Annotated in this window: 22 protein-coding genes and 1 pseudogene; 13 read left to right on the top strand and 10 right to left on the bottom strand. The window is 47.5% G+C overall.

Going from position 1 to position 24,009, the window contains the following annotated elements:
* Nucleotides 1–2: 2 nt before the first annotated feature.
* Together NG792_RS18120 and NG792_RS18115 are read right to left on the bottom strand one after the other, a co-directional pair.
* Nucleotides 3–1,151, bottom strand: coding sequence for a PP2C family serine/threonine-protein phosphatase (locus tag NG792_RS18120; RefSeq protein WP_261236305.1), 1,149 nt, complete (start codon nucleotides 1,149–1,151; stop codon nucleotides 3–5).
* 17 nt (nucleotides 1,152–1,168) lie between these two features.
* A complete protein-coding gene (locus NG792_RS18115; protein WP_261236304.1) occupies nucleotides 1,169–1,831 on the bottom strand; it encodes a vWA domain-containing protein in 663 nt (220 codons plus the stop codon).
* Nucleotides 1,832–2,052: 221 nt separating this feature from the next.
* On the opposite strand from NG792_RS18115, the gene NG792_RS18110 reads away from it, so the two are divergent.
* The 3 genes from NG792_RS18110 to bchB all read left to right on the top strand — a co-directional run bounded on the left by NG792_RS18110 (nucleotide 2,053) and on the right by bchB (nucleotide 4,754).
* Nucleotides 2,053–2,541, top strand: a complete 489-nt coding sequence (locus tag NG792_RS18110) for a helix-turn-helix domain-containing protein (protein WP_261236303.1) — start codon at nucleotides 2,053–2,055, stop codon at nucleotides 2,539–2,541.
* Between the two features lie 96 nt (nucleotides 2,542–2,637).
* Complete coding sequence (locus NG792_RS18105; protein WP_261236302.1) at nucleotides 2,638–2,868, top strand: hypothetical protein; 231 nt, start codon at nucleotides 2,638–2,640, stop codon at nucleotides 2,866–2,868.
* Between the two features lie 359 nt (nucleotides 2,869–3,227).
* Nucleotides 3,228–4,754, top strand: a complete 1,527-nt coding sequence (gene bchB, locus NG792_RS18100; RefSeq protein ID WP_261236301.1) for a ferredoxin:protochlorophyllide reductase (ATP-dependent) subunit B — start codon at nucleotides 3,228–3,230, stop codon at nucleotides 4,752–4,754.
* Between the two features lie 37 nt (nucleotides 4,755–4,791).
* Here bchB and NG792_RS18095 read toward each other — a convergent pair whose 3' ends face one another.
* Nucleotides 4,792–5,019: a hypothetical protein gene (locus tag NG792_RS18095; RefSeq protein ID WP_261236300.1), complete on the bottom strand. Its 228-nt coding sequence runs from the start codon at nucleotides 5,017–5,019 to the stop codon at nucleotides 4,792–4,794.
* A 6-nt stretch (nucleotides 5,020–5,025) separates the two neighbouring features.
* Between NG792_RS18095 and NG792_RS18090 the strand changes: the two genes are divergently transcribed.
* Complete coding sequence (locus NG792_RS18090) at nucleotides 5,026–5,910, top strand: restriction endonuclease (RefSeq protein WP_261236299.1); 885 nt, start codon at nucleotides 5,026–5,028, stop codon at nucleotides 5,908–5,910.
* A gap of 134 nt (nucleotides 5,911–6,044) precedes the next feature.
* Here the strand turns inward: NG792_RS18090 and NG792_RS18085 are convergent, their stop codons facing one another.
* From NG792_RS18085 to pgl, 4 genes are all read right to left on the bottom strand, one after another.
* A complete protein-coding gene (locus NG792_RS18085) occupies nucleotides 6,045–6,968 on the bottom strand; it encodes a PRC-barrel domain-containing protein (protein WP_261236298.1) in 924 nt (307 codons plus the stop codon).
* 295 nt (nucleotides 6,969–7,263) lie between these two features.
* Nucleotides 7,264–7,725, bottom strand: coding sequence for an FHA domain-containing protein (locus tag NG792_RS18080; protein WP_261199534.1), 462 nt, complete (start codon nucleotides 7,723–7,725; stop codon nucleotides 7,264–7,266).
* A gap of 421 nt (nucleotides 7,726–8,146) precedes the next feature.
* Entirely contained in the window at nucleotides 8,147–8,962 is an 816-nt protein-coding gene (locus NG792_RS18075; protein WP_261236297.1) for a double zinc ribbon and FHA domain-containing protein, read from the bottom strand.
* Nucleotides 8,963–9,128: 166 nt separating this feature from the next.
* The gene (pgl, locus tag NG792_RS18070) at nucleotides 9,129–9,851 is read right to left on the bottom strand and encodes a 6-phosphogluconolactonase (RefSeq protein WP_261236296.1); all 723 of its coding nucleotides are present in this window, start codon (nucleotides 9,849–9,851) and stop codon (nucleotides 9,129–9,131) included.
* 304 nt (nucleotides 9,852–10,155) lie between these two features.
* Between pgl and NG792_RS28970 the strand changes: the two genes are divergently transcribed.
* From NG792_RS28970 to argH, 9 genes are all read left to right on the top strand, one after another.
* Nucleotides 10,156–11,487, top strand: coding sequence for a TIGR04283 family arsenosugar biosynthesis glycosyltransferase (locus NG792_RS28970; protein ID WP_317619515.1), 1,332 nt, complete (start codon nucleotides 10,156–10,158; stop codon nucleotides 11,485–11,487).
* 505 nt (nucleotides 11,488–11,992) lie between these two features.
* Nucleotides 11,993–12,811, top strand: coding sequence for a hormogonium polysaccharide biosynthesis protein HpsJ (hpsJ-B, locus tag NG792_RS18055; protein ID WP_261199531.1), 819 nt, complete (start codon nucleotides 11,993–11,995; stop codon nucleotides 12,809–12,811).
* 310 nt (nucleotides 12,812–13,121) lie between these two features.
* A complete protein-coding gene (locus NG792_RS18050) occupies nucleotides 13,122–13,994 on the top strand; it encodes a glycosyltransferase family 2 protein (RefSeq protein WP_261199600.1) in 873 nt (290 codons plus the stop codon).
* A gap of 534 nt (nucleotides 13,995–14,528) precedes the next feature.
* The gene (locus tag NG792_RS18045; RefSeq protein ID WP_261199530.1) at nucleotides 14,529–15,263 is read left to right on the top strand and encodes a DUF502 domain-containing protein; all 735 of its coding nucleotides are present in this window, start codon (nucleotides 14,529–14,531) and stop codon (nucleotides 15,261–15,263) included.
* A gap of 26 nt (nucleotides 15,264–15,289) precedes the next feature.
* Nucleotides 15,290–15,919, top strand: a complete 630-nt coding sequence (gene nusB / locus NG792_RS18040) for a transcription antitermination factor NusB (protein WP_261199529.1) — start codon at nucleotides 15,290–15,292, stop codon at nucleotides 15,917–15,919.
* Between the two features lie 130 nt (nucleotides 15,920–16,049).
* The gene (gene ftsY / locus NG792_RS18035) at nucleotides 16,050–17,702 is read left to right on the top strand and encodes a signal recognition particle-docking protein FtsY (RefSeq protein WP_261236295.1); all 1,653 of its coding nucleotides are present in this window, start codon (nucleotides 16,050–16,052) and stop codon (nucleotides 17,700–17,702) included.
* A 657-nt stretch (nucleotides 17,703–18,359) separates the two neighbouring features.
* Complete coding sequence (locus NG792_RS18030) at nucleotides 18,360–19,817, top strand: PP2C family protein-serine/threonine phosphatase (RefSeq protein WP_261199527.1); 1,458 nt, start codon at nucleotides 18,360–18,362, stop codon at nucleotides 19,815–19,817.
* A gap of 210 nt (nucleotides 19,818–20,027) precedes the next feature.
* Nucleotides 20,028–20,282, top strand: coding sequence for a hypothetical protein (locus tag NG792_RS18025; RefSeq protein WP_261199526.1), 255 nt, complete (start codon nucleotides 20,028–20,030; stop codon nucleotides 20,280–20,282).
* A gap of 107 nt (nucleotides 20,283–20,389) precedes the next feature.
* Nucleotides 20,390–21,778 carry an argininosuccinate lyase gene (gene argH, locus NG792_RS18020; protein WP_261236294.1) on the top strand — a complete coding sequence of 463 codons (1,389 nt, stop codon included), beginning with the start codon at nucleotides 20,390–20,392 and terminating at the stop codon, nucleotides 21,776–21,778.
* Nucleotides 21,779–21,854: 76 nt separating this feature from the next.
* On the opposite strand, the gene NG792_RS18015 is transcribed toward argH, so the two are convergent.
* The 3 genes and pseudogenes from NG792_RS18015 to NG792_RS18005 form a co-directional block, all read right to left on the bottom strand.
* Nucleotides 21,855–22,457: a hypothetical protein gene (locus tag NG792_RS18015; RefSeq protein WP_261199524.1), complete on the bottom strand. Its 603-nt coding sequence runs from the start codon at nucleotides 22,455–22,457 to the stop codon at nucleotides 21,855–21,857.
* 311 nt (nucleotides 22,458–22,768) lie between these two features.
* Nucleotides 22,769–23,662 carry a HEAT repeat domain-containing protein gene (locus tag NG792_RS18010; protein WP_261236293.1) on the bottom strand — a complete coding sequence of 298 codons (894 nt, stop codon included), beginning with the start codon at nucleotides 23,660–23,662 and terminating at the stop codon, nucleotides 22,769–22,771.
* Between the two features lie 59 nt (nucleotides 23,663–23,721).
* Nucleotides 23,722–23,934 (bottom strand): annotated as a pseudogene (locus NG792_RS18005) (zinc ribbon domain-containing protein); the annotation flags it as partial.
* Nucleotides 23,935–24,009 lie beyond the last annotated feature (75 nt).

Here is a 24,009-nt window from a genome sequence, read left to right as displayed (position 1 = left end):
AGTTATTTAATCGAAAAATGGGGATGTAAAAAACCAATCCACATAAAATATAAAATTAAAGCGCCTATAAATGCACCCAGCACACAAGTCATTAGTTGTAATAAAATATGAAATTTGTTGTTTGTATATTTGCCCGAAATATTAGTTGAATTGATAACTTCAAAAAATTTCCAATTATAATATATAGACAACAATATGATAAAAGTCCAGATAAAAATAGCTGATGCAAAATTACCAAGGACCCATTGCGAATAATGATATTGGAAGTTCCAAATAAATCCCGCTGTTACACTAGCAATAAAAATTTGGATGTAGAAATCAATGTAAAAATTTTTATTATGAAATATAGGACCGGCAGAAGGACCAGATTCAAACAGACAAACCAGTAAAGTTTTGTCATCATCTGTCTTAGCATTGACTTCTGGAGAATTTAACCAATGTTGCAAAGACTCAGTTTCCTCTTGTTGACTTCTAGTGGTAATCCCTTCTTCAAAGGGCTTAAAAAAATTATTTGATGCCATGCAATTGCTCAAGTCTTTCATGTCAATTGCCAATCTTTCTAAACCATCAGTTGAAACTGAGATGAATTTTTGCTGGCCTGATATTATACGAAACCGCATTTTATTATAAACATCATTAGAGGTTACAAATGTACTTACGTTAGGATATTCTTTTTCTTCAGGCTGGAACAATAGTTGATAAGTGTCTGATTCTTCTGCTCTAATTACAATAAACCCATCGCCAATTTGCATAGCAGCTATCCATTGAGGAGTAGCAATAACTACTAATAAAGTACAAGCTAAGTCTTTTAGCGCATACCCTTTTTTCGTCTCTTCATTAAGTTCTGATAAAACTTTACTTAGAGTTTTAATAAAAATTTTTTCAGCTTCTTGTTCAGATAGGGGAAAGTTTAAACTTTTAAATTTAAACTGGTTTTTTCGCCATTTAACCCATGCAGTTAAATAGGATATTACCGATTTAACTGCCAATTTAGAGCCAATGTCAGAATATGTGGCGCTACCAGCCCCATCAGCTACTGCGCCAATAAGGATGTTGCCAACGACTACATAATCTCCGGCATCTTGACAGACTATTTGTTGTCGTTGGTGACTTGTTCCTATTGCTGACTCTGCTATAGCTTTCCAGGTCATAAAACATCCTTAAGAGTTTAGATACTAACTTGACCCCATCCCATCGGAGGAAGTGTTGTTTGTTGTCCTCCTGGTTTACTGTGGGATACTTGTGTTACAGAAGCACTTATCCATTGGAACATGGATTTAAAATCGAGGCCATTGAGCATTAAAGGTGGACGATTTGAAGGAGCAATTTGGCTTAAAATATTCATGTCTGCTCCCTGTACCCCCACAACAAAAAACAAGTGCTTTTTTTGTTGATCACCGTCTCTAACGCGCTGTGCTGCATTTTGCCAAGAATCAGTCGGCGCTCCATCTGTCACTAGAAAAACCCAAGGACGATAGTATTGAATTCCCTTATTTCTATAGGTTTGTTTGCGATCTTCTAAAACATCTAAACCATAATTAATTGCTTCTCCCATTGGAGTATTTCCATTTGCAGTAAGATTTGATATAATAAAGTTATCAACTGTTGTGAAATCTTGAAACATGGATACATTAGAACCGAAAGTTATAATAGCAACTTCTACCCTAAGTGTAGCCATATTATCGGTTTCAATTTCTTGCTTAAAAGTAGCAATTCCGGTATTTAATTGCTCAATGGGTTTCCCACACATAGAACCGGATGTATCGAGCAATAAAATCACTGGACAACGAGGCTCTAGGTTGGTAACAAGCTCAGGTTCTCCTACAGGCATCTGTATGTCCTCAATATAATTTGACTATTGTTTTACTTAAGATATCTTCAGGTCAAATAATCTCAGGAACAACAAAGGTTGGCATCCTCTATTTTGTCGAGGTTAAAACTACTGTATTGTTCCTTTCTTACTTACTGTACGCTAACAAAAATAAGTTTTCAACTGACAAACGTCAGGAGTTATGCTAGGATTTTGTTAGGAATTTAAGAAGGGGCCTAGTGATGGCAGTAACAGATGAACAATTTGTAGAAGCGGAGAACCACTGGGACTTAGACACTCTCTATATGGATCTGGCTTCAGCAAAGGGTAAGCGCCTGACTCCGATGGAAAAGCTGCACCTGCGGGGCTTACTTTGTGGCTTTAGCCCTTGTGAAATTGCGGAAAAGCTAGGCAAGAACTCCAGGGGAGTGGAAACTGACTTATGTGCAACCCTCTATAAATATGTCAAAAGTCTGGTGGGTCGGGAGAGCGAAAAGATAGACAATTGGAGAAATGTCACCGAATGGTTGGATGAAGCTGGATATAAAAGCTTATCGCGGCCTCAAATAGCTGAGAATACAAATGCCTCGGAGAACGGGGGCGTTCACATCACTAACATTATTTGCGAAAATAATGAAATAAAAATTGATGTATTTCTACAAATAAAAATGCCCCTCCCTTCAGACCTTACTATTCAAAACTTTAATTTGAATCGAACAAATGATAACTAGATAGAGAGGAGAACCTAAAAATACGCGAGAAATTCATCAATAGATTCTCTCCAAGTTATTGAAAATCGAAACTGATTACTATTTAGGTTGCTACAGATGACTGAATTACTTCGGTATGTGCTTGCAGAGATAGAGAAGCTGACCGAAGAAGAGCAGAATGCGATCGCCTCTCGTCTCCTGGCTGAACTTGAAAATGAGCGGAAGTGGAAATCTCGCTTTGAAGCCACGAATGAGCGGCAGTGGAATGCTTTAGCTAAAATGGTACGTCAAGATATTGCTGCCGGTAATATTAACTCAATCGATGATGTTTTCTCATCAGAACAATGAAGTCGAATATATCGAGTGATAACCACAGATTACACAGATTTTCACGGATTCAACTCTGTGAAAATCTGTGAAATCTGTGGTTCTAATCTATGCTTCTTCCTCTCCCCCCTCCTCAAAATGCCCAACCCCGCCCAAAATTACGGAAGTTATCAAAATATTAATATTTTTTACAAAAACAACAAAAAGATTGTTTTAATATTAACCTGGATCGCAGTCGCCTAGGGTCTTTCGACGTTTCCTAGGAATTTATACCTGAAAAAGTCACCTCTCAGAACCCCTGGAATTTTGAGATAATCAACAACAGCTTATCGCAGGCGCTCAAAACGCTGTATTTAAACCGAACAAGGGAGAACACTCAAATGAAATTGGCTTACTGGATGTATGCAGGTCCCGCCCATATTGGTACCCTCCGCATTGCAAGTTCTTTCAAAAATGTCCATGCCATCATGCACGCGCCCCTTGGGGATGACTATTTTAACGTGATGCGGTCTATGCTGGAGCGGGAGCGGAATTATACCCCAGTAACGACGAGTATCGTCGATCGCAACGTTCTCGCTCGGGGTTCCCAAGAAAAAGTCATCGATAATATCGTTCGCAAGGACCAAGAAGAAACCCCAGACTTGATTGTACTCACCCCCACCTGCACCTCTAGCATTCTCCAAGAAGATTTACAAAACTTTGTAGATCGGGCCCAGATGGAGTCAAAAGGCGATGTCATGCTGGCAGATGTCAATCATTACCGGGTGAATGAACTCCAAGCAGCAGACAGAACCCTCCTGCAAATTCTGCAATTCTATATCGCCAAAGGTCGCAAAAAAGGGGAAATTGCTGAAGGCAAAACCGAAAAACCTTCGGTGAATATCATCGGCACAACGACTCTGGGTTTCCATAATCAGCATGATTGCATCGAACTGAAGAAGTTAATGGCAGATTTGGGCATTGAAATTAATGCCATTATCCCCGAAGGTGCTTCCGTTAATGACTTGAAAAACCTGCCTCGGGCCTGGTTTAATCTGGTTCCTTATCGGGAAATTGGGATGATGAGCGCCCATTATCTCGCCGAAGAATTTGGAATGCCTTATGTGGATATCACGCCGATGGGAGTGGTGGAAACTGCCCGCTGTATTCGCAAGATTCAGCAGGTGATTAATGAGCAAGGGGCGAATGTGGATTATGAAGAGTTTATCAATCATCAAACCATGTTTGTTTCCCAAGCAGCCTGGTTTTCTCGCTCCATTGACTGCCAGAATTTAACAGGTAAAAAGGCAGTGGTGTTTGGGGATAATACCCATGCCGCAGCGATGACCAAAATTTTGGCGCGGGAAATGGGAATTCATGTGGTTTTAGCCGGGACTTACTGCAAATATGACGCCGACTGGTTCCGGCAACAGGTGAGCGAATATTGTGACGAAGTGCTGATTAGTGAAGATAATGGGGAAATCGGAGATGCGATCGCCCGCATTGAACCTTCAGCAATCTTTGGTACGCAAATGGAACGGCACGTGGGCAAACGTTTAAATATTCCTTGTGGCGTGATAGCCGCCCCGATTCACATCCAAAACTTCCCGATAGGATATAAACCATTCCTCGGATATGAAGGGACAAATCAAGTCACGGATTTGGTTTATAACTCGTTTACCTTGGGAATGGAAGACCACCTGCTGGAAATCTTTGGGGGACATGATACCAAAGAGGTGATTCAGAAAACAATTTCTGCGGATTCTGACTTGAACTGGACCAAGGAAGCACAAGGAGAATTGAACAAGGTTCCGGGTTTTGTGCGGGGTAAAGTGAAGCGGAACACGGAGAAATTTGCGCGGGAACGAGGGTTCAGCCAGATTTCTTTAGAAGTGATGTATGCGGCGAAAGAATCTGTAGGCGCGTAGATTTGAGGGTTGGGTGGGGTGACTCACCTAATGCAAATTAAAAGGGGGCGATCGCCGAGGCGCTTAACGGGATTGAAGAGATGGATATCCTTAAGCAGCTATTGTGGCAGGCGATCGCCATTGCCTCCCTCGCCGAATTCCAAGTTTTTCTAACCTCGGTAAGAACATCCGCCGAGTAGCTGCTACCCAAGGGGAAAAACGTTTTTCCCTTGGTTAGCACGTCCATATTCAGCAAAAAGACGGCATGACTATCCCAGATTTTCAATCCATTATGCTACCTTTGTTAAATTTATTGGCCGATGAACAAGAGCATTCACTACGGGGAACGATTGATAGCTTAAGTGAAATTTTTGCGCTTTCTGACGAAGAACGTACAAAACTTTTGCCTAGCGGTAAACAGTCGAGGTTTGCTAATCGGGTGGGTTGGGCCAAAACTTATTTAATCAAGGCAGGATTGCTGGAAACAACGAAAAGAGGTTATTTTAAAATCACTGAACAAGGATTAAAAATCTGGAACGAGCATCCCCCACAAATCAACACAAAATTTTTGCAGCAATTCCCCACTTTTGGAGAATTTCAAGAGCAGAATAAAAAAGATTTAAGCTCTCCTAATTTAGAATCGGATACCAACTCTAGCACCACCCCTGAAGAAGAGTTAGAATCGGCATTCCAGAAACTGAATCAAACTTTAGCCTCTGATTTAATTGAACAGATTAAAGCAGGCTCACCTCGATTTTTTGAAATATTAGTGGTTGACCTGTTGGTAAAGATGGGATATGGAGGAACGAGGAAAGATGCGGGTCAGGTGATTGGTCGTAGTGGGGATGAAGGGGTAGATGGTTTAATTAATGAAGATAGACTGGGACTTGATGTCATCTATATTCAGGCAAAACGCTGGCAAAATCCAGTTGGTCGGCCAGAAATTCAAAAATTTACGGGTGCTTTAGAAGGATTTCGGGCTAAAAAAGGGATATTTATTACTTCATCTAGTTTCACCAATGATGCCCAAGAATATGTAGAGCGAATTGATAAAAAAGTGATTTTAATAGATGGAGATAAGCTCGCCCAATTAATGATAGAATATAACGTGGGTGTTAGCCCTGTCGTCAGTTATGAAATTAAGAAGGTAGATTCAGATTATTTTATGGAAGAGTAGCCGATCGCCCTCTTATCTCCCTTCAATCACTACACCGAATATCCCCCAGTAAAATAGGGAGTTAACGAGCTTACTTTCCCTATTTTACCGGCTAAAGAAACAACGGCTACAGCCTGGAAAAAAATCTAATTCGACTAATTTTCAGATTTTTCCGTTTGAGGTGGTGCCTCGGAAATCACCTCATATTCAATGACACCTTCAGATTCCCAGACCACTTTAGGTTCCAGGACCACTTCAGATTCCACCAGAATGGGAGTCGCGGTCGATTCTCCTCTCATTTCTGCAACGCGATCGCGGGTTTGATTCGCTACTTCACTTGCTTTTTCTCGCGCTTGTTCCGCAAAAGATACCGTCCCTTCTCGCGCTTGTTCTGCAAAGGAAATAGTCCCTTCTCGCGCTTGTCCCGCCACTTCTTGCACCTTAATTTTCGCTTGTTCCGAAATATTTTGCGCTCCCTTCATTAATCCGCGCAAATCACCCATTGTTTTAGTATAATCATCTTTCAGCAACTCGCCCACTTTATTCAGTTTTTGATTCATGCCATCGGTATAGGGTTGAGGGTCTTGGATGGCTGTATCAATAACCAGAATTCGCTTACTCCCGATGCTAGAAATATCGTCCGGAGAGAGCAGATAAGTCCCTTCTACCGCACCCCGCCAACCGCTCGATTTATAAAGATAACCCACCACCGCCCCAGTCTGAGTGGCAATGATATAATCGCGCAATTCACCCGCCGTATTTCCGCTATCCGTCAAGACTTCATGACCCATAATCGGAGAACTAATTTCCGAGGACTTTTCCGGTTCTTCCGCCTCAGCATTAATGTTGACTAAAATACTATCCGCACCGATACTATAAATTTGCTCCCAAGAAAAAGAATGCTTTTTAACCCCTAATCCTAGAACGCCGCCTGATTTGGAAGAAAATCCGACAACGTGATGGGATTTGGCATTGAGCCAGAGTTCATCAAGTCGGCCTACTTCTTCGGCGCTGCTGCGGTCAATAATGCGACGATTAATCAACTGAGAATACTGAATCACCTGTTGTTCGATTGCCATGTTAAAACTCCTATGGATTAAAAATTCATCCGTTAGGCGGATGATTGACATGAGACCCCTGAGTGCACCGGGTTAAAAACCATGAGGTATTGCCCACAAACCCTTCGTTTCCCGTAGTCTGCTAGAGGGAGCAATGTACAAGAGTGATCAGAGCTACCCTGGGGGGGTAATTGGGCGCTAAGGGAAGCAACATAGCCCGATGCGATCGCTCCCCATTTCATGGCGAATTCCCTCTAGTCTGGCTGCTACTTTATGAACCGATACTAACAAAATCGTAGAGGAATCAGCCCCTTGCTCAGGATGGATAACCCTTTTTTGCCACTTCCGGTTCCAAACAAGTTTGGGGAAGGGGAATGGGTAGGGTGACATCCTCCTCAGTCACCGTATCCGAATCCGGTTCAGGCAGACGCATTTCAGACTCCAATTTTTGAAAGTCGGATGAGATTTTAGTCTGATATTTTGACAGATGAATTTGGATTTGCGGACCCGATCGCGCCAGAGAAAAAATCACCCCATCTTCGGCGGTCACTTGAGTAATGGGAGACCCCTTCAGATAGGTCCCATTCGTGCCCAGATTAATAATTTTCCACTGGAGACCGGCCCGTCGCAATTCTACATGATGTCGAGACACAACAGCGCTATAGAGTACGACATTGTTATCCGTCGCCCGCCCAATCCGAATTACAGGTTCGTTGTCAAATTTCCAACTCTGAATCGGCGTAGACTTAATCGGATGCAATAAAGTTAATGTAATCACAGGAGCATCCCTATACAGTAGATCTACCTTTGATAACAAAGGCTTAAGGTAAAGTCGCAACAGGGTACTTACATTTCCCGGTAAAAAAAGGACCCAATTAAAGATAGCCCTGTCACCCTGCCCTTTCTCAATTCCCATGATCTCCCTTGTAAAGAAGACAAAGGGTTTCTTCTAAAGTGGAATAGAAATCGAGGGTTGACTGGTCCGGCTAACAAAACCCCGGCCTGACTTAGAAAAAGTTGGCGGTGAGTCTGTCAGCCGGGAAAAAAGTGGTCAATTCCTAAAACCTGGGTACAGCAAAGGTTAGAAACCGGGTTGGTTGACCAAATCTCTGGGATCTAGCAACAAAGAAAGGGCAGACCCCCAGTTTCTTGTCCCCTGGACTTGATCCGGAACTAATCCTGTACCACTGTTTTGGATTTTAAGACAATTGGAAAATAAATGTGACCATATCTCCCTTGCCCAGAGCAATGCGATCGCCCGCACGCAGCAGCTGCCGGTTTCCCTTGGGTAACGGCAGATTATTGACATAGGTGCCATTAGAACTGCCCACATCCTCCAGAAAGTAATTAGTTCCCTCGACGCGAATATCCGCATGAATTCGAGAGACCACCTCAGAATGGGGAAATCCCGACACATCTACATCGGGGGGAACCATATCATTAGGTTTGCCAATGTGAACGACGGAGAGAGTGGAGGGTAATTCTATCGGGGTATTCGTTTGTACATGGAACAGTCGCGCCTGTGGCATTGCCTGAAGTTGAGTTGCCGAACTTCTCGCAACCGGCGTGGTAACGGGAGGCGGTGCCGGAGTGGGATCCGGAGTAGCAACCGGAGGCGGTGCCGGAGTCGGGTCCGGAGTCGGTAGCGGAGTGGGGAGAGTTGGAGGTGCGAAAGCCGGAGGATTCGCTGCTTCCGGTTCCGAGGTAGAAAATCCGGCCAGGGGGTCTGGAGAGACCAAGGGTTCCGGGGGGTCTAGGTCCGGGAGCGACCCCGTAGAGGAACCCGAAGCCGTAGAAACCACCGTGGGTACAGCTTCGGGGAATTCTACGGAGGAGCTTTCCTCAGCAGCATTGACCTGGAGATTATAGCCACACTGACCGCAGAAGGCGGCATCAGTTTGGACCGTTGCGCCACAGGAGGGGCAGTTCATGGTGGCAGGCAAAGGAGTCAAACAAGCCTCACATTGGATGGCTCCATCAGGATTTTGGTGGTTACAATTCGGGCAAACTATCATCTTCGTTAAGTTCTCGCTGCGATACGATCGGAGAAAAGACAGGTTTAAACTGCTGCTATTGCGGCGGTTCAATCGCTTCAGGAGAGAATAGCAACGATCGGTTGATAGCAAAAGTCCATTGGACCTCTGGCCTAATCAGGCCGCCGTGCTATAGGGGATAGACCGTTTAGATGGCTAACTCCCGTCCTGCCGGTTCATCTAATAGCCACCATAACTCGCCTAAAGGCTGAATTAGCCGCGCCGGGTAGGTTAGAGGGTCAGCTTCGTCAGCAAAGATTTGTCCGAGGGCCTGTTGTTTGGAGGCACCAGCCACCAGAAAGAAGACATTGTGGGCGTGGTTAATTAGGGGAACGGTAAAGGTGATGCGGGGCTGTCCGTCTTTATTGCCTACGGTCACGAGGCGATCGCGCACTTGTAAGGCTTCGGTATGGGGAAATAGGGAGGCCGTATGAGCGTCATCGCCGATTCCCAGCAAAATGATATCAAAATTGGGGAACTCTCCCGGAGAAATGGTAAAGAATTGTTGCAAATGGGCCTCATGGCGCTGGGCATCCATAGCCGGATCTTCTCCCTGGGTGGGAATCGGGTGAATGTTAGCCTCCGGAAAGCTGACGCGATCGAGCCATGCTTGACGTGCCATGAGCTGATTGCTATCAGGATCCGTTGGGGGGACATAGCGTTCGTCCCCCCAAAAGATGTGAATTTTTTCCCAGGGAAGGTTTAAGGTTGCAAGGGATTCATACAAAGGTTTGGGGGTGCTGCCACCAGCCAGGGCGATGGTACAGCGATCGCCCTGTTGAATCGCTTCGTCAATTTTGGCCCGCACCAGTTCCAGCGATCGCTCAACTAGGGCAGTTTTATCGGCTAAGACTTCGACGTTATGATTCATCCCGTTGGATTAAAATGAGGGTTTTCCACCCTATTTTAGGCAATCTGGTCAAGAGAGGATGGGGTGGATGGGGAAGATGGGGAAGATGGGGAGGATGGGGAGGATGGGGAGGATGGGGAAGGTGGGGAAGGTGGGGAAGGTCGATTATTCTTCCCTCTCTCCCCTATCCTCCCCCTCTCCCCTATCCCCCCTATCTCCCCCATCTCCCCTATCTCCCCCATCTCCCCTATCTCCCCCTCTCCCCCATCCCCCCTATCTCCCCTATCTCCCCCATCTCCCCTATCCTCCCCATCCCCCCATCCCCATGCTTGATCACCCCAACCCCGATCGCCTAATTATTTTTACCCGCTTTCCCTATCCTGGAATGACTAAAACCAGGCTGATTCCTGCATTGGGGGCAAGGGGGGCGGCGCTCTTACATCGACAATTGGGGGAACATACCCTAGCAACGGTTCGAGACGGGTTGCAGCAAAAGATGCCGAAACCGATCGCGGTGGAAGTGCGATTTACTGGGGGAAGCCTGGAACAGATGCAAGGGTGGTTGGGGGAAGATTGGGAGTATTTATCCCAGTCTCCTGGAGATTTGGGGCATCGCCTCAAAGCTGCGTCTAAGGAGGCATTTGAGGCGGGATGCTCTCGCCTGGTCCTCATTGGCACTGATTGCCCGGATTTGGATGCCGAGCTCCTCATGCAAGCTTTTGAGTCCCTGCACTCTCATGACTTGGTGTTAGGACCCGCAATAGATGGGGGATATTACCTGATTGGACTGTCTCGATTCGTTCCGCAACTCTTCCAAGGGATAGCTTGGGGGACTGGGGAAGTTTTGGCCCAAACCTTGGCAGTGGCGAGTTCTGAGTCTCTGACTGTGGCGCAGTTACCGGAACTTAGGGATATCGATCGCCCGGAAGATTTAGCTTTTTTAGGGTCCCAATTCTTCCTGAGACCCAATCCGGGCCAAATCTCAATTATCCTGCCGGTTTTGAATGAAGAAGCAGGGATTGGGGCTACCTTAGCGGGAGTTTGTGGACTCGCGGATGTAGAGATTATCCTAGTGGATGGCGGATCGAGCGATCGCACCCGGGAAATTGCAGCATCTTATGGGGTCACCGTTGTCCGTAGCGAACCCGGGAGAGGGCGACAAATGAATTTAGGGGCTGCTCAGGCAACGGGGGAAATCCTGCTATTTTTACATGGGGATACTCGGTTGGGGTCGGGATTTGACAGGGAGATCCGGCGCATCCTGGAGGAACCCAAGGTGGTGGGGGGAGCCTTTGAATTGAGGATTGAGGGGCCAGAACCCTTGCTGCGGGTGATTGAATGGGGGGTAAAGTGGCGATCGCGCCTAGGGCAGATGCCTTATGGGGACCAAGGCATTTTTGTGCGCGCCGCCACCTTTTGGGAACTGGGGGGATTTGCCGAGATGGGGATCATGGAGGATTTTGACTTTGTGGGCCGCTTGAAACGGCGTGGAAGACTGGCGATCGCCCCCCTCCCCGCCTTCACCAGTGCCAGACGATGGCAGAAATGGGGCATTCTACGAACCACTGGGATCAATCAACTGATGATTGTGGGATATTATTTGGGGATTTCACCGGCTCGTTTAGCCCATTGGTATCGCAGCGCCACCCTAAAATAAAGAAAGCTCTACTTGATTTAGTGGTCTGTGCGGGGTCAACGCCCCAATCCATCCTCCTGTCCCGGCATCCTTCAACCGAACCTCAATCCCTTGGGATGGCTTTTACCCCCCGCCAAAAACCACCATAAATTTTGGGTAAATTTTACCCAATTGAGGTTAAAATTACTTGAATTTAAGTTTAAACTTAAATCGGAGGATTCAATCAATCAACCCTTACCTGGGTGGCATCCCGTGAAACTCATTTGATGAATTCCAAAACCGGGCCTATTAATAGTATGCTGTGGCCATCAGGACGGATTGATTTAAAGGAGTTTAAGGGTAAACCCTCAATCGGAATAGCAATTCCACGGGTTTTAGGGGAATCCCAAAACCGAGGTCCCCTTGTTTATACCCCGGAAATTCAGTCAACATCATCGGGGTAAAAACCCATCCACAAAGGAGTGGAAAGGGAAGAGAAAAACTTTCCCTATGTTGGGGAATATATCTGGAAAATTATAGGAGAATCATGAATCAAGAGTCTGTAGCTTCAATGTCCCTAAAAGTAATCGGGGTGATTTTAATTGTATCTTCCTTAGTGGATTATGTACTTTTAGCCATTCCCTTTCAGCCCGGATCAAGAGAATGGCAAATTGCCTATGCAGCTCAAATTGTAGAACGAGGAATTATTCCCTTAGTAGGGATAGCTTTTTTAGTGACAGGGGCTTGGATGGAGCGTTCTGAAGGGGGTGGTGCGGTTAAACGCAACCCGTTCCAAGATTTGAGATTTTGGGCCTTTGTGTTGTCTACAATTCTAGGGTTGGTATTTTTAGTCGTATTTCCCCTGCATTTGAATAACGTGCGCCTGCAACGTTCTGAGGCATTGCAGCAGATTCGAGAACAAGCCAGCCAGACCGAAGGGCAAATATTAAGCCAACTAGAAAATGAGAACGTGGAGAGCGAAATTCAACAACGCCGGGGCGCGATCGGAGAACAAATTCGCCAATTGCTATCGAATCCAGACCAACTGAACCAAGCCCTACAAAGTCCGGACGTGCCGCAACAAGAGAAGGAATTACTGGAACAATTTCAGCAAAATCCCCAAGCCTTGGATCAGTTTCTCAATCAACAATTTAGTGCAGAGAATCTTCGGACTCAACAACTCACCCAGATTCGCTCTCGTCAGCAAGAACTGGAAAGTCAGACCAAAACTCGATTTACCAAGTTAGCTGTGCAAACGGGGATTAGTAGTTTGTTGTTATCCGTGGCTTACAGCATTATTGGCTGGACGGGTTTAAAAAGTATGGGGAGTGTAGGGGGAGGACGGCGTAAATCGATGGGTCGTTAGCAGAGGAAATGGGCGATCGCCACTCAGGCATCACTCAGGGATACCCACTCAAGTCGGCAAGTCGGCCTGCTGTTCATCCTCTTCAAGTTTAAGTCTTTTAAGGTGGCGAGGTTGCCCTCGTTACAATCGTCTCGGGTGAGTTACGATTAGGGCGAAATGGGTGCGTCAGGGCGCTCACCCGGTGCAACCCTTCAGCCCTGAAAGGGTGGTGTGGTTCAACTAACGGGTCCATACCGGCGTTGCAGACAAGTTTTGATCGCCGATGGCAATAACTATTCACAATTCAGCCAATTATTGGCAATTGCCCCCCATGTTCTCGATTTATATCCTGACCCATAACGAAGAAATTGATATTGCTGCTTGCATCGAGTCCGCCATGCTGAGTGATGAGATTATCGTGGTGGACTCGATGTCAAGCGATCGCACCGTGGAGATTGCCCGTCAGTATCCGGTACAGGTGGTTCAGCATCCTTTTGAAAGTCACGGCAAACAACGGACTTGGATGCTGCAAGAGATTCCCACCCAGCATGAATGGGTTTACATCCTGGAAGCTGATGAACGCATGACTCCAGAATTATTCCAGGAATGTCTCAATGCGATCGCCAACCCCGACGAAATTATCGGCTACTATGTCGCCGAGCGCGTCATGTTTATGAACCAATGGATTCGTTACAGCACCCAGTACCCCCGCTATCAACTCCGTTTATTCCGCAAAGACAAGGTATGGTTCACGGATTACGGACATACGGAACGGGAAGTCTGTGATGGTCCTACGGGCTTTCTAAAAGAAACCTATCCCCACTACACCAGTAGCAAAGGATTGAGTCGCTGGTTGGACAAACACAACCGCTACTCCAGTGATGAAGCTAAAGAAACCCTGCGCCAACTGCAAAAAGGAGAAATCTCCTGGAAGAATCTCTTCTTTGGGCGATCGGAAGTGGAAAAACGCCGAGCACTCAAAGATCTCTCCTTGCGCCTGCCCTTTCGTCCCCTGTTGCGCTTTATTTATATGTACTTTATGCTCGGGGGCATCCTCGATGGACGTGGTGGGTTTGCTTGGTGTACCTTACAGGCATTTTATGAATATCTGATCTTGCTCAAAGTGTGGGAACTCCAAAATATACCCACGCCGCAGTTAGACCCCCAACCCGCCAGCAATGTCACCACATCCAACCCCTCCTAATTCTTAGGGTATCGGTGCTTTTACAACAACCGGCAGGGCGTCCAATCTCTGCCGGTTTGTTGATCTGACTACAGATGGGACTGGGCTCTGAGTTCAGGCAGAAAGTTTTTTTAATCAAGATGCCGGTCAGTTGGCAATAATTCTTTACAATTGATTAGAGAAGGGCCTGAGTTGAACTTGACACTTTCTTTGCTCAGGGCACAGGGTATAGTATCAGAAGATACTCCATGCTTTTTCCGTTTCTGCAAAGAAACCGGGACGGATTCAGCCTAGGCTCATTCAAGCCGACTCCGGGGCTAAAAAGCCCGCCGGAGTTCTAACCCAAAGAATCAGGGTTCGGTGGCGATTCACTCTTTGGGTAGTCTCATCCCTCACCGTTGCTGACTCCGCCAAGGGATTTTACGGAAAGGAAGGGATTCGTGGCTGAACTCCGACGGTTTTTTGGAGACCGAAAATGATACCGTTTGGTGATAATCAAGCAGTTAAAAGTGGCGATCGCGTAATGTTTCGGAACAAAAGGAGAGTGGGTAAGCTGTGATCCAACGCCTTAAACAAGACTTAAAAAATGACCTGATTGCTGGACTGCTGGTGATCATTCCCCTGGCAACCACCATCTGGCTCACGATTACGGTTGCCCGATGGGTGATCGATTTGCTCACCAGTATTCCCAAGCAGCTTAATCCCTTCGATAACCTCCACCCGATTTTAGTCATCCTGATTAACTTAGGCGTCGGTTTGGCGGTTCCCCTCCTGAGTATTCTGCTGATTGGTTTGATGGCACGCAACATTGCCGGACGATGGTTGCTGGACTTGGGGGAACGAGTGCTGCAAGCCATTCCCCTGGCAGGTTCAGTTTATAAAACCCTCAAGCAAATTTTAGAAACTGTTCTGAAAGATTCTAATGGGAAATTTCGACGGGTGATTTTAGTCGAGTATCCGCGCAAAGGAATCTGGGCGATCGCCTTCGTCACAGGGGGTGTCGCCGCAGACATCCAATCCCAGTTATCCGGGGGAATGGTCAGCGTTTTTATTCCCACCACGCCTAACCCGACCAGTGGGTGGTATGCTGTCGTTTCTGAAGAAGAAGTGGTCAACCTCTCCATGTCCGTGGAAGATGCCTTTAAAATCATCGTCTCCGGTGGCATTGTTAGCTCGCCTATGACTGGACCCTTGCCCCTACCTCCATCGAGCGATCGCAAGCTACAGGAACTCACAACAGAAGTCAAACGGCAGGCCCTCCTTTCTGAAGAAGAAAAAGAATATATCTAAACCCACCCAAGTTAACTCCTAGCATTATGAAAGCTCAAAGAGTCGCTCGTGAACTCGCCCTGCTGAGTATGAGTCAGCTGAGTTCCAATCTGGAAAAACTCAGCGCTCAACAACTCTCCGATCTAGTCCTCGCTGCGGTTCGCGCCCTCACCAATGAAGTCCACGATATCCTAGAAACCGCTGCTGCTGAACTCAAACGCAGCAACGATCGCCTTTTAGGGAGCGAAATTCAAGCCACCACGGTGCAAAGTTCTCGCACAATGGTTTACGAAGCCGTAGAACTCACCCAAACTGCGATTAACCGCGTGGCAATGGCAATGGAATTGCCCGAGTTTCTGCAACTGACGAACCAAAAAGAAGTCAAGGCATACACCTTAGAAACCCTGACCCTGGTAAACGCCCATCGCGAAGAAATTGATGCCATTCTCCAACAGGCGATCGTCAATTGGCAACTGAATCGGATTGCTCGAATCGATCGCGATATCCTGCGAATTGCTGTGGCTGAAATGCGCTATCTGGGACTCCAAGAACGCATCGCCATCAATGAAGCGGTGGAATTAGCCAAACGCTATAGCGGTGAAGATGGCTATCGCTTTGTCAATGGCGTCTTGCGTCGGGTCACGGAACAGTTTCATGAGACGGTGCCCCAAGAATAATTTATCCCCCCTGGGTTCTCGCGCAAGGGTCTTAATCCTGTCCTGGGGATAAAACCCCGGCCATTTCTCTTCAAAAATCTCTACCCGACCCTCTAAAATAGTCGGCAAAGCTCTCTTGCTGGTAAGTGCTATGGTGTTTAATTGGTTCCGCCGTCAGTTCAACGAAAAAGAACAACAAGAACAAGAACAGGCAACAAAACCGACTGCTAAGCAGCCGGAATCTGATGCTGAGGAAACGACCCCAGATGTTGCCGAAGATTATCTGAACTGGGCTAAAGCTGCTTATCAAAATATTCAAAAGCAACAGGTTTCTTCTGAGGGAGAACCGGAAGCTGAGGAAGAACTGGAAGCTGAGGGAGAACCGGAAGCTGAGGGAGAACTGGAAGCTGAGGGAGAACCGGAAGCTGAGGGAGAACCGGAAGCTGAGGAAGAACTGGAAGCTGAGGGAGAACTGGAAGCTGAGGGAGAACTGGAAGCTGAGGGAGAACTGGAAGCTGAGGGAGAACTGGAAGAACCGGAAACCGAGGCCGTTCCAGAGGAGGTTAGAGAACCGGCAGCGGCTCTGGCTATCGAGACCTCAGAACAAGCGGAAACCTCGGAACCTGCTGCTCCAGCACCGGCTCCCGTGTCATTCCTGGCACGAGCGGAGGCGGAACGACAGGCGAGAATGCAGCGGCTAGAGGAAACGGCGGTGGAGGCCCCGGTAGAGGAGGACCTCAGACGGCCCACCACTGCGGGACAACGGGATAATGAAGGGACAGAAATACCCGGACTGCCGTTTGATGAGGGCTTTTTGTGGTCAGCGGAAGTGCTGGCGGCGCAAGGACGCCGTGCGGATCAGGTTTCCCTTGAAGAAATTACCTGGTTACAGAAGTTACGGCAGAGCTTGGATAAAACCCGTCGGAGTTTAATTAACCAACTGCGGGCGATCGTGGGACAGGGGCCGCTGAATAAAGCAGCGGTGATGGAAATTGAAACAGCCCTGTTGCAGGCAGATGTCGGGGTGGAGGCGACGGACTTGATTATCGAGGCCCTCCAGCAGAAGTTAAAAGAAGAGGCACTCCCCCCGGCAGAGGCGATCGCCTACCTGAAAAAAATCCTCCGGGAGATGCTCGATCGCCCCTTTCAGGAAAAATACAATGCTAACTTTGTCCCTGAGAAAGAGACGCTGAATATTTGGGTGATTGCCGGAGTCAATGGGGCGGGTAAAACGACTACCATCGGTAAAATTGCGCACCTGTCTAAACAATCCGGTTATAAAACCCTGATTGCCGCAGCCGATACCTTCCGTGCCGCTGCAGTGGAGCAAGTGAAGGTTTGGGGAAGTCGCGCCGATGTGGAAGTGATTGCCAACCCGGTGAAAAATTCGGACCCCGCAGCGGTGGTATTTGATGGGATTTCAGCCGCACAAGCCCGAGGGACCGAACTGCTGCTGGTGGATACTGCCGGACGTTTGCAGAATAAAAAGAATCTGATGGACGAATTGGCAAAAATCCGTAGAATCGTGGATAGAAAAGCACCGGATGCAGTGGTAGAATCACTGCTGGTTTTAGATGCAACCCTGGGACAAAATGGCCTCCGTCAAGCTCAAGTATTTTCGGAAGCGATTAATTTGAGTGGGGTGATCTTGACAAAATTGGATGGAACTGCTAAAGGTGGCATAGCCTTGGCGATCGTGCAGCAGATGGGATTACCCATTCGCTTTATCGGTGCCGGTGAAGGAATCGAAGACCTGCGCCCCTTTTCCAGCTACGAGTTTGTCGAAGCATTGATTGGTGGGTAGTATCCAGAGCAAGAATAGAGACGTTAGACCTTCAGACTCAAGGGACTCAAGTCATGGGACTTAGAGTTTGGACGCAGGGAAGTCCCGGCGGGTCACTCGCCCGCCGGGTCGAGTCTGGCTTTGAGGAATGGGTGACAACAAATCGAACAAATCAGCGATCGCTTTTTTGAGGAATCGAGGTGGGAAAACCCCCCCATCAGTGGATTGGCAGAGCCTATAAATAGCGCTATCATGAATCCACTTTAAGGGGATGTCTGTAGAAATCTGGATTGATGCTTCGTGCAGTCGGCTCAGGGTTGAGGAATCATCACCTTCCAGCAGCCTGCGTGATACAAAAGCAGTCCATCCCCGCGCTTAGCATCGCCGATGGTGTGAGTTTTTTGACAACCCGCTCAAGACCTTGGGGGGAGTGTCCCGGATGCCAATCACTCGAATTGCTACCTTTTGCCGCGAATATTATCTTGCAACCGAGTTCAAATCGGTTGCATAAGGGTTAATTTAGAACCGTTTTAAAATACTGAGTCCTTAAACTATCTATCAAGGGCGATCGTTAAAGCCAATTGGCAGCTATTCTTTAACACCAAACGCTGTGGTGTGGAGTAATTTCCACCCCCAAACAAAAGATATAATCACTCCCGCTGGAGCGAGCTTGACTCAATGACTTCTTTGCCTCTCCCTCGACAGCCATTTCAGCCAGATGTACCCGACAACGGCAGCACATCCGCAGATGTAACCCCCGTCTTTGCCCTCAAAGAACTGGTGGCACGTTTGCATCGGGAACAAAAGAAAGTCCAAGATTTATTGTCATCCTTGGGATTTGCTCTACGCAGTTTCAACAATTTGAATCAATTCTTGGAGTTGATTCCCCTGGTGGCGAGTCGGGTCACCGATGCAGATGGGGGAGCATTGATCCTGTTTAAACCCAATGGTCAAGTGAGGTTACAGCAACTTCACTGTCAGGATGGCCATGAATGCCATGATATTCGGCAGGCTTTAGAAAACCTGACTCGTCAAATCATGGATGATTCTAACTTGGCCGCCTCAAGCCTCCCTCCCTCGGCGTTAGATTATCAAGTGACGCCCTATTTGGGGTCGGATGTGCAGTTATTTGGCACCGCCATTTTGGTTAAAAATACGGAACGTGGTCGCCTGTATGTGTTCAGCCGGGACCCGGACTATACTTGGACTCCCACGCGTCAGAAGTTGGTGCGGTTAGTGGCGGATCAAACTGCGGTGGCGATCGAAAATGATGAGTTGACCGTAGAACTGCGCAAGAAGGAACGACTGGACCGAGAATTAGAAATTGGGGCAGAAATCCAACTGCGACTCCTGCCGCGTCAATGTCCGACGATTAACGGGATTGAACTGGCTGCCTGTTGCGAAACTGCCAATCGGGTGGGGGGAGATTACTACGATTTTATTCCCACAACCCACGACTTTGCCCAATCTAAAAATCAAGGCGGAAAACCGAACGGACGCTGGAGCGTTGTCATTGGCGATGTGATGGGGAAAGGGGTACCTGCCGGGTTGATTATGACGATGACCCGAGGAATGTTAAGGGCAGAGGTCCTTAACGGTCATTCCCCCTCACGAATTCTTCAGCATTTAAACCGGGTGATGTATGCGGATTTGGAGAATTCTCATCGGTTTGTCACTCTGTTTTATTCGGAGTATGACCCGGAAACTCGGATTTTGTCCTATAGCAATGCGGCACATAATCCGCCTTTGTTATGGCAGGCTTCTACAAGGACGATTCAGCGGTTAGATACGTTGGGGATGTTGATTGGATTAGATCCGGATACGCAGTATCAAGAGGCTCAGATTCAGCTAGAGCCTGGAGATACGCTGATTTATTACACTGACGGGTTTACTGATGCTAGTAATCACGTGGGCGATCGCTTTGATGAGGAAAACCTGACTGCTGCCTTGGAATGGGCTTGTCAACATTACCAAAAGCCCCAAGCTATCTTAGAACACCTGTTCGAGCGCGTTAGGCATTTTATCGGCCCGGATACGCAAAATACGGATGATATGACCCTGATTGTGATGCAGGTCAAGGGGGAGGAGGATAGCTCAAAAATGGGGTCTGCAAAGGACAATCGAGGAGGGGTTTGAAGTGGGGAGGGTCTTTAGAAATAAGGCCGTTCCTGGTGAGGTGGCTCTGCCGCATCCGGAGAAAGGGGGTTTGAGGAGGGGCGGGGGATTTATCCGGGCCCGGTGTTGCCAGTTCAGGGAAGAATTGCGATCGGGTCGTTTACAGGGTGAACTTGATCCGGCATACTGCAAACAGCCCTCTTCATACCCGGTTACGGGTGTTAAAAACTCATGACAATATTTTTTTGTAGCATTCACGAATTAATTGCTAAATTGGCTATCCCTCCCAACAGCAGCGAAGTCCTGTGGGGGTTGATGGGGGAATCTTTACGGCAGGCGATCGTCCTGGCTCAACAAGTCAGCAACCCGGATATTATGGGTCAAATTAAAAATAGCTGGGATAACTTTGTTGCCACTGGACAAATTTGGGCCTTAATCATTGGTATGGTTCTGGGTTATCTATTTCGGGGATTCCGAGGCGGTTAAAGTCACGGGTCATTTGTCTGGGATACTATCTCCAACGAGAAACAATATCAGGCCGGAAAAGAGTAACAATGTGTTGGTGAGCGAGTTAAGAAGGCGGTTAAGTGAGCATGACAGAACAAAAAACCTGGAGTCAACGATTTGAAGGTGCATTACATCCGGCGATCGCCCGCTTCAATGCGAGTATCGGATTTGATATTCAACTGATTGAGTATGACTTGACCGGCTCGATGGCCCATGCGAAAATGCTTGGTAAAACGGGCATCATCTCGGTTGACGAAGCGGACAAGTTGATTAAGGGACTTGAACAAATTGGCCAAGAATATCGCCAAGGGTTATTTAAACCCGGAATCGATGACGAAGATGTCCATTTTTCGGTGGAACATCGGTTGACGGAACTGGTGGGAGATGTGGGGAAAAAACTCCATACGGCGCGATCGCGCAATGATCAAGTGGGGACTGATACCCGCCTGTACCTCCGGGACCAAATCCACCAAATTCGGCAACAAATTCGCGACTTTCAAAGTGTTTTGCTTGAACTAGCCGATCGCCATGTGGAAACCTTAATCCCCGGTTATACCCACTTGCAACGGGCCCAACCGATTAGTCTGGCGCATCACTTACTCGCCTATTTTGAAATGGCTCAGCGCGACTGGGAACGGTTAGGAGAGATTTATCAGCGTGTGGATATTTGCCCGTTAGGTGCTGGTGCTTTAGCGGGAACTACTTTTCCTATTGATCGGCAATTCACCGCCCAAGAACTCGGGTTTGGCCGACTCTATAATAACAGTTTAGATGCGGTGAGCGATCGCGACTTTGCGATCGAGTTTCTCTGTGCTTCTAGCCTCATTCTCGTGCATCTGAGTCGATTATCGGAGGAAGTCATTCTCTGGGCATCGCAAGAATTTAGCTTTATCACCCTCACTGATAGCTGTGCCACAGGTTCCAGCATCATGCCGCAGAAGAAAAACCCTGATGTTCCCGAATTGGTTCGCGGCAAAACAGGCCGAGTTTTCGGACATTTGCAAGGAATGTTAGTGCTGATGAAAGGTTTACCTTTAGCCTACAATAAAGACTTGCAAGAAGATAAAGAATCTTTATTTGATGCTGTAAAAACTGTCAAAGCTTGCCTAGAAGCGATGACCATTTTAATGAGTGAAGGCATCAAATTCCGGGAAGAACGCCTTGCTGAAGCTGTTGCCGAAGACTTCTCGAATGCCACGGATGTTGCTGACTATTTAGCCGCCAAAGGCGTCCCCTTCCGCGAAGCTTATAATTTGGTGGGCAAAGTGGTTAAAACCTCTCTATTAGCGGGGAAATTGTTAAAAGATTTAACCCTAGAGGAGTGGAAAGCATTGCATCCCGCCTTTGAGACGGATATTTATGCGGCGATCGCACCCAAACAAGTGGTATCCGCCCGCAATAGCTATGGGGGAACCGGGTTTGAACAGGTGAGGCAAGCGCTAACTGAGGCGAAGAGTCGGTTTAAACAAGTGTAAAACCTTGAAAAGCCCTCACTTTAATCCCACTGAGGGCTTTTCAACTTTAGCCATTCTACACAGGCGGAAATAAAAATTAAGACAATAAAGATTTTTCTGACTTTAAATAATGCTGTTGATAAGCTTCCACTAAAATATCTTTTCGGCCCTTTTCTTTAAAATAACGAGCGGCATAATCTTTCTGTTTAGCAGTCCCGTTTAATAAGTAATGCTTGATGCGATCTTGTCCTTCAGAAGTTTGGACTAAACTGAGAGATTGGTCAACCAGCTTACCCATTTTACTTCCCTCCACCTGTTCCAAATTTTGCATCATGGTATCAATCTGCTCAAGATTGGCTACAGGTTCGGGTTCTACAATGCGATTGACTAAAGTATGATGAGAATTGTAAAACCGTAAAGCGTGTTGCACCCGAGTTTCTGTGCGGTTTTCCAGGAGTAAATAAGCTGCATGACGCACTTTACAAGAGCGATCGCGCAACGAATCAATTACTAAATCTAATCCATCAATTCCATACCGAAGCGCTTCTGACAGGGCAGTAATGCGATATTCTACCACAGGCGAAGCCAAGCGCATTTTTACCCCGTCTAACCCCCCCAAAACCATAGCACCTATGGGGGCCGGGTGTTGTCCCCCCAAAACGGCATCATCAGGTTGAGGTTGATTTCGATTATTTCCCATCAGGACCTTCGCTCTCAACTCTCTTCGAGTATAGCGAATTTCCAGGGCAAGGATAAAGCATCACAACTCAATTCTGAAAGAGGCGATCGCCTTGAGACAGGATTGCGGGAAAGGCGATCAACACAACCTAGGGACCTTAGTACCCAAGAGGTTAGAAACCAGGTTTCTTGTCCGAATTTCTGGTAATGAGCACCAAATTCGGGTAAGAAACCCGGTTTCTTGTCCTCTCTATTTCTTACCCTACTGACGTCCTAGGAAATTCCTATTACCACTCTGTCGTTCCTACAAATGGGGAGGAATTCTTGATGGAATTACATCAAGCGGCGAGTTGGGGTGACAGAGGAGTCAATCTGATTGGGAGCACTTTCGCAGGGATTCGGCGAAAAGTTACAGGGGTTGGGATTGACTTGATCCAGATTCTGGCGCAACTCCTCGGGACGTTCCAGAATCGGAATTGCTTCACAGATACTCAAATCTGGGGACAAGGGATTCGGCAACATTCGGCAAATTTCTGGGACTTCTCCATCCTCTTGTGCCACTGGGGAGAGATTGGCAGTAGTGGGGGAAGTGGGGTTTCCCAAGGCAAAGGCAGCGGAACTCCGGACTTGCGGATTTTCATCCGTCAGGGCCTCCTTTAGGGCGGGGACTGCGGGGGACCCGATTGCGCGCAAGGCAACTGCAGCATTCCAGGCGAGGCGCTCATCTGGATCCTGTAAGGCGTTGATTAAGGGGGCGATCGCCGGTTCTGCGGTTGCACCAATTCCCGCTAAGGCAAAGGCAGCACCCCGACGAACTTCTATCTCTGGGTGTTGCAAGGCAGTGGCGAGTGCCTCCACGGCAGGGGTGCCAATTCGTCTAAGTGCCACGGCAGCATCCAGACGCACAGACTCTGCTGAGTCATTTAAGGCAGCAATCAGGGACGGAATGGCGGATTCTGCATCAGAACCCATCGAACCCAAGGCAAATGCGGCCCCTCCTCGGACTCCTACATCGGCATCCTGCAATGCGGTGATCAGTAGGGGAACTGCGGGAGTCCCAATCTGCCGCAATCCTTTTACTGCTTCTCGTCGGTTGGCTCCTTTTTCGGTTTTGAATTGTTCGAGGTAGGTTCCAATTTCCAGATCTACGGTTTGATGCGCTTGAACTTGGGCGATCGACAGGACGATCGCTGAAAGGGTTAATAATGCGAGTTTGGGTGCGAACATTTGGTTAGTTTCTGCTCTATAAAACTTAAACAAACCCGGACCTAGCCGGATATTGATGTTTATTTCTTGCTTCGTCCGGGACTGTCAGCAGCACCCCGTCCACAAGTGTAATCGCCCAAGCCCGGCGATTTTTCTAACGTTATACTGGCGTTCAAGTCACGATCTATCACCAGACCACAGTTCTGACATTCAAAAGTCCGCTGGCTTAACGGCATTTTTTGACGATGGTCGCAATTAGAACAGAGTTGACTGGATGGATAAAATCTATCCGATTAAACTAAGCCGGGCAGTCGCCCACCCGACTCGTCTTCAGAACCGTGCGTGAAAGTTTCCCTTCACACGGCTCC

This window comes from Laspinema olomoucense D3b (assembly GCF_025370785.1).
Lineage (GTDB): Bacteria > Cyanobacteriota > Cyanobacteriia > Cyanobacteriales > Laspinemataceae > Laspinema > Laspinema olomoucense.
The sequence above is the reverse complement of the archived record's forward strand: the minus strand, read 5'-3'. Positions and strand labels throughout refer to the sequence as shown.

Bases quoted from the DNA above. Each gene is read 5' to 3' on its own strand.
- NG792_RS18120 (WP_261236305.1), bottom strand. From the start codon at position 1,151: ATGACCTGGAAAGCTATAGCAGAGTCAGCAATAGGAACAAGTCACCAA.
- NG792_RS18115 (WP_261236304.1), bottom strand. From the start codon at position 1,831: ATGCCTGTAGGAGAACCTGAGCTTGTTACCAACCTAGAGCCTCGTTGT.
- NG792_RS18110 (WP_261236303.1), top strand. From the start codon at position 2,053: ATGGCAGTAACAGATGAACAATTTGTAGAAGCGGAGAACCACTGGGAC.
- NG792_RS18105 (WP_261236302.1), top strand. From the start codon at position 2,638: ATGACTGAATTACTTCGGTATGTGCTTGCAGAGATAGAGAAGCTGACC.
- bchB (WP_261236301.1), top strand. From the start codon at position 3,228: ATGAAATTGGCTTACTGGATGTATGCAGGTCCCGCCCATATTGGTACC.
- NG792_RS18090 (WP_261236299.1), top strand. From the start codon at position 5,026: ATGCTACCTTTGTTAAATTTATTGGCCGATGAACAAGAGCATTCACTA.
- NG792_RS18085 (WP_261236298.1), bottom strand. From the start codon at position 6,968: ATGGCAATCGAACAACAGGTGATTCAGTATTCTCAGTTGATTAATCGT.
- NG792_RS18075 (WP_261236297.1), bottom strand. From the start codon at position 8,962: ATGATAGTTTGCCCGAATTGTAACCACCAAAATCCTGATGGAGCCATC.
- pgl (WP_261236296.1), bottom strand. From the start codon at position 9,851: ATGAATCATAACGTCGAAGTCTTAGCCGATAAAACTGCCCTAGTTGAG.
- NG792_RS28970 (WP_317619515.1), top strand. From the start codon at position 10,156: ATGCTTGATCACCCCAACCCCGATCGCCTAATTATTTTTACCCGCTTT.
- hpsJ-B (WP_261199531.1), top strand. From the start codon at position 11,993: ATGAATCAAGAGTCTGTAGCTTCAATGTCCCTAAAAGTAATCGGGGTG.
- NG792_RS18050 (WP_261199600.1), top strand. From the start codon at position 13,122: ATGTTCTCGATTTATATCCTGACCCATAACGAAGAAATTGATATTGCT.
- nusB (WP_261199529.1), top strand. From the start codon at position 15,290: ATGAAAGCTCAAAGAGTCGCTCGTGAACTCGCCCTGCTGAGTATGAGT.
- ftsY (WP_261236295.1), top strand. From the start codon at position 16,050: ATGGTGTTTAATTGGTTCCGCCGTCAGTTCAACGAAAAAGAACAACAA.
- NG792_RS18030 (WP_261199527.1), top strand. From the start codon at position 18,360: ATGACTTCTTTGCCTCTCCCTCGACAGCCATTTCAGCCAGATGTACCC.
- NG792_RS18025 (WP_261199526.1), top strand. From the start codon at position 20,028: ATGACAATATTTTTTTGTAGCATTCACGAATTAATTGCTAAATTGGCT.
- argH (WP_261236294.1), top strand. From the start codon at position 20,390: ATGACAGAACAAAAAACCTGGAGTCAACGATTTGAAGGTGCATTACAT.
- NG792_RS18015 (WP_261199524.1), bottom strand. From the start codon at position 22,457: ATGGGAAATAATCGAAATCAACCTCAACCTGATGATGCCGTTTTGGGG.
- NG792_RS18010 (WP_261236293.1), bottom strand. From the start codon at position 23,662: ATGTTCGCACCCAAACTCGCATTATTAACCCTTTCAGCGATCGTCCTG.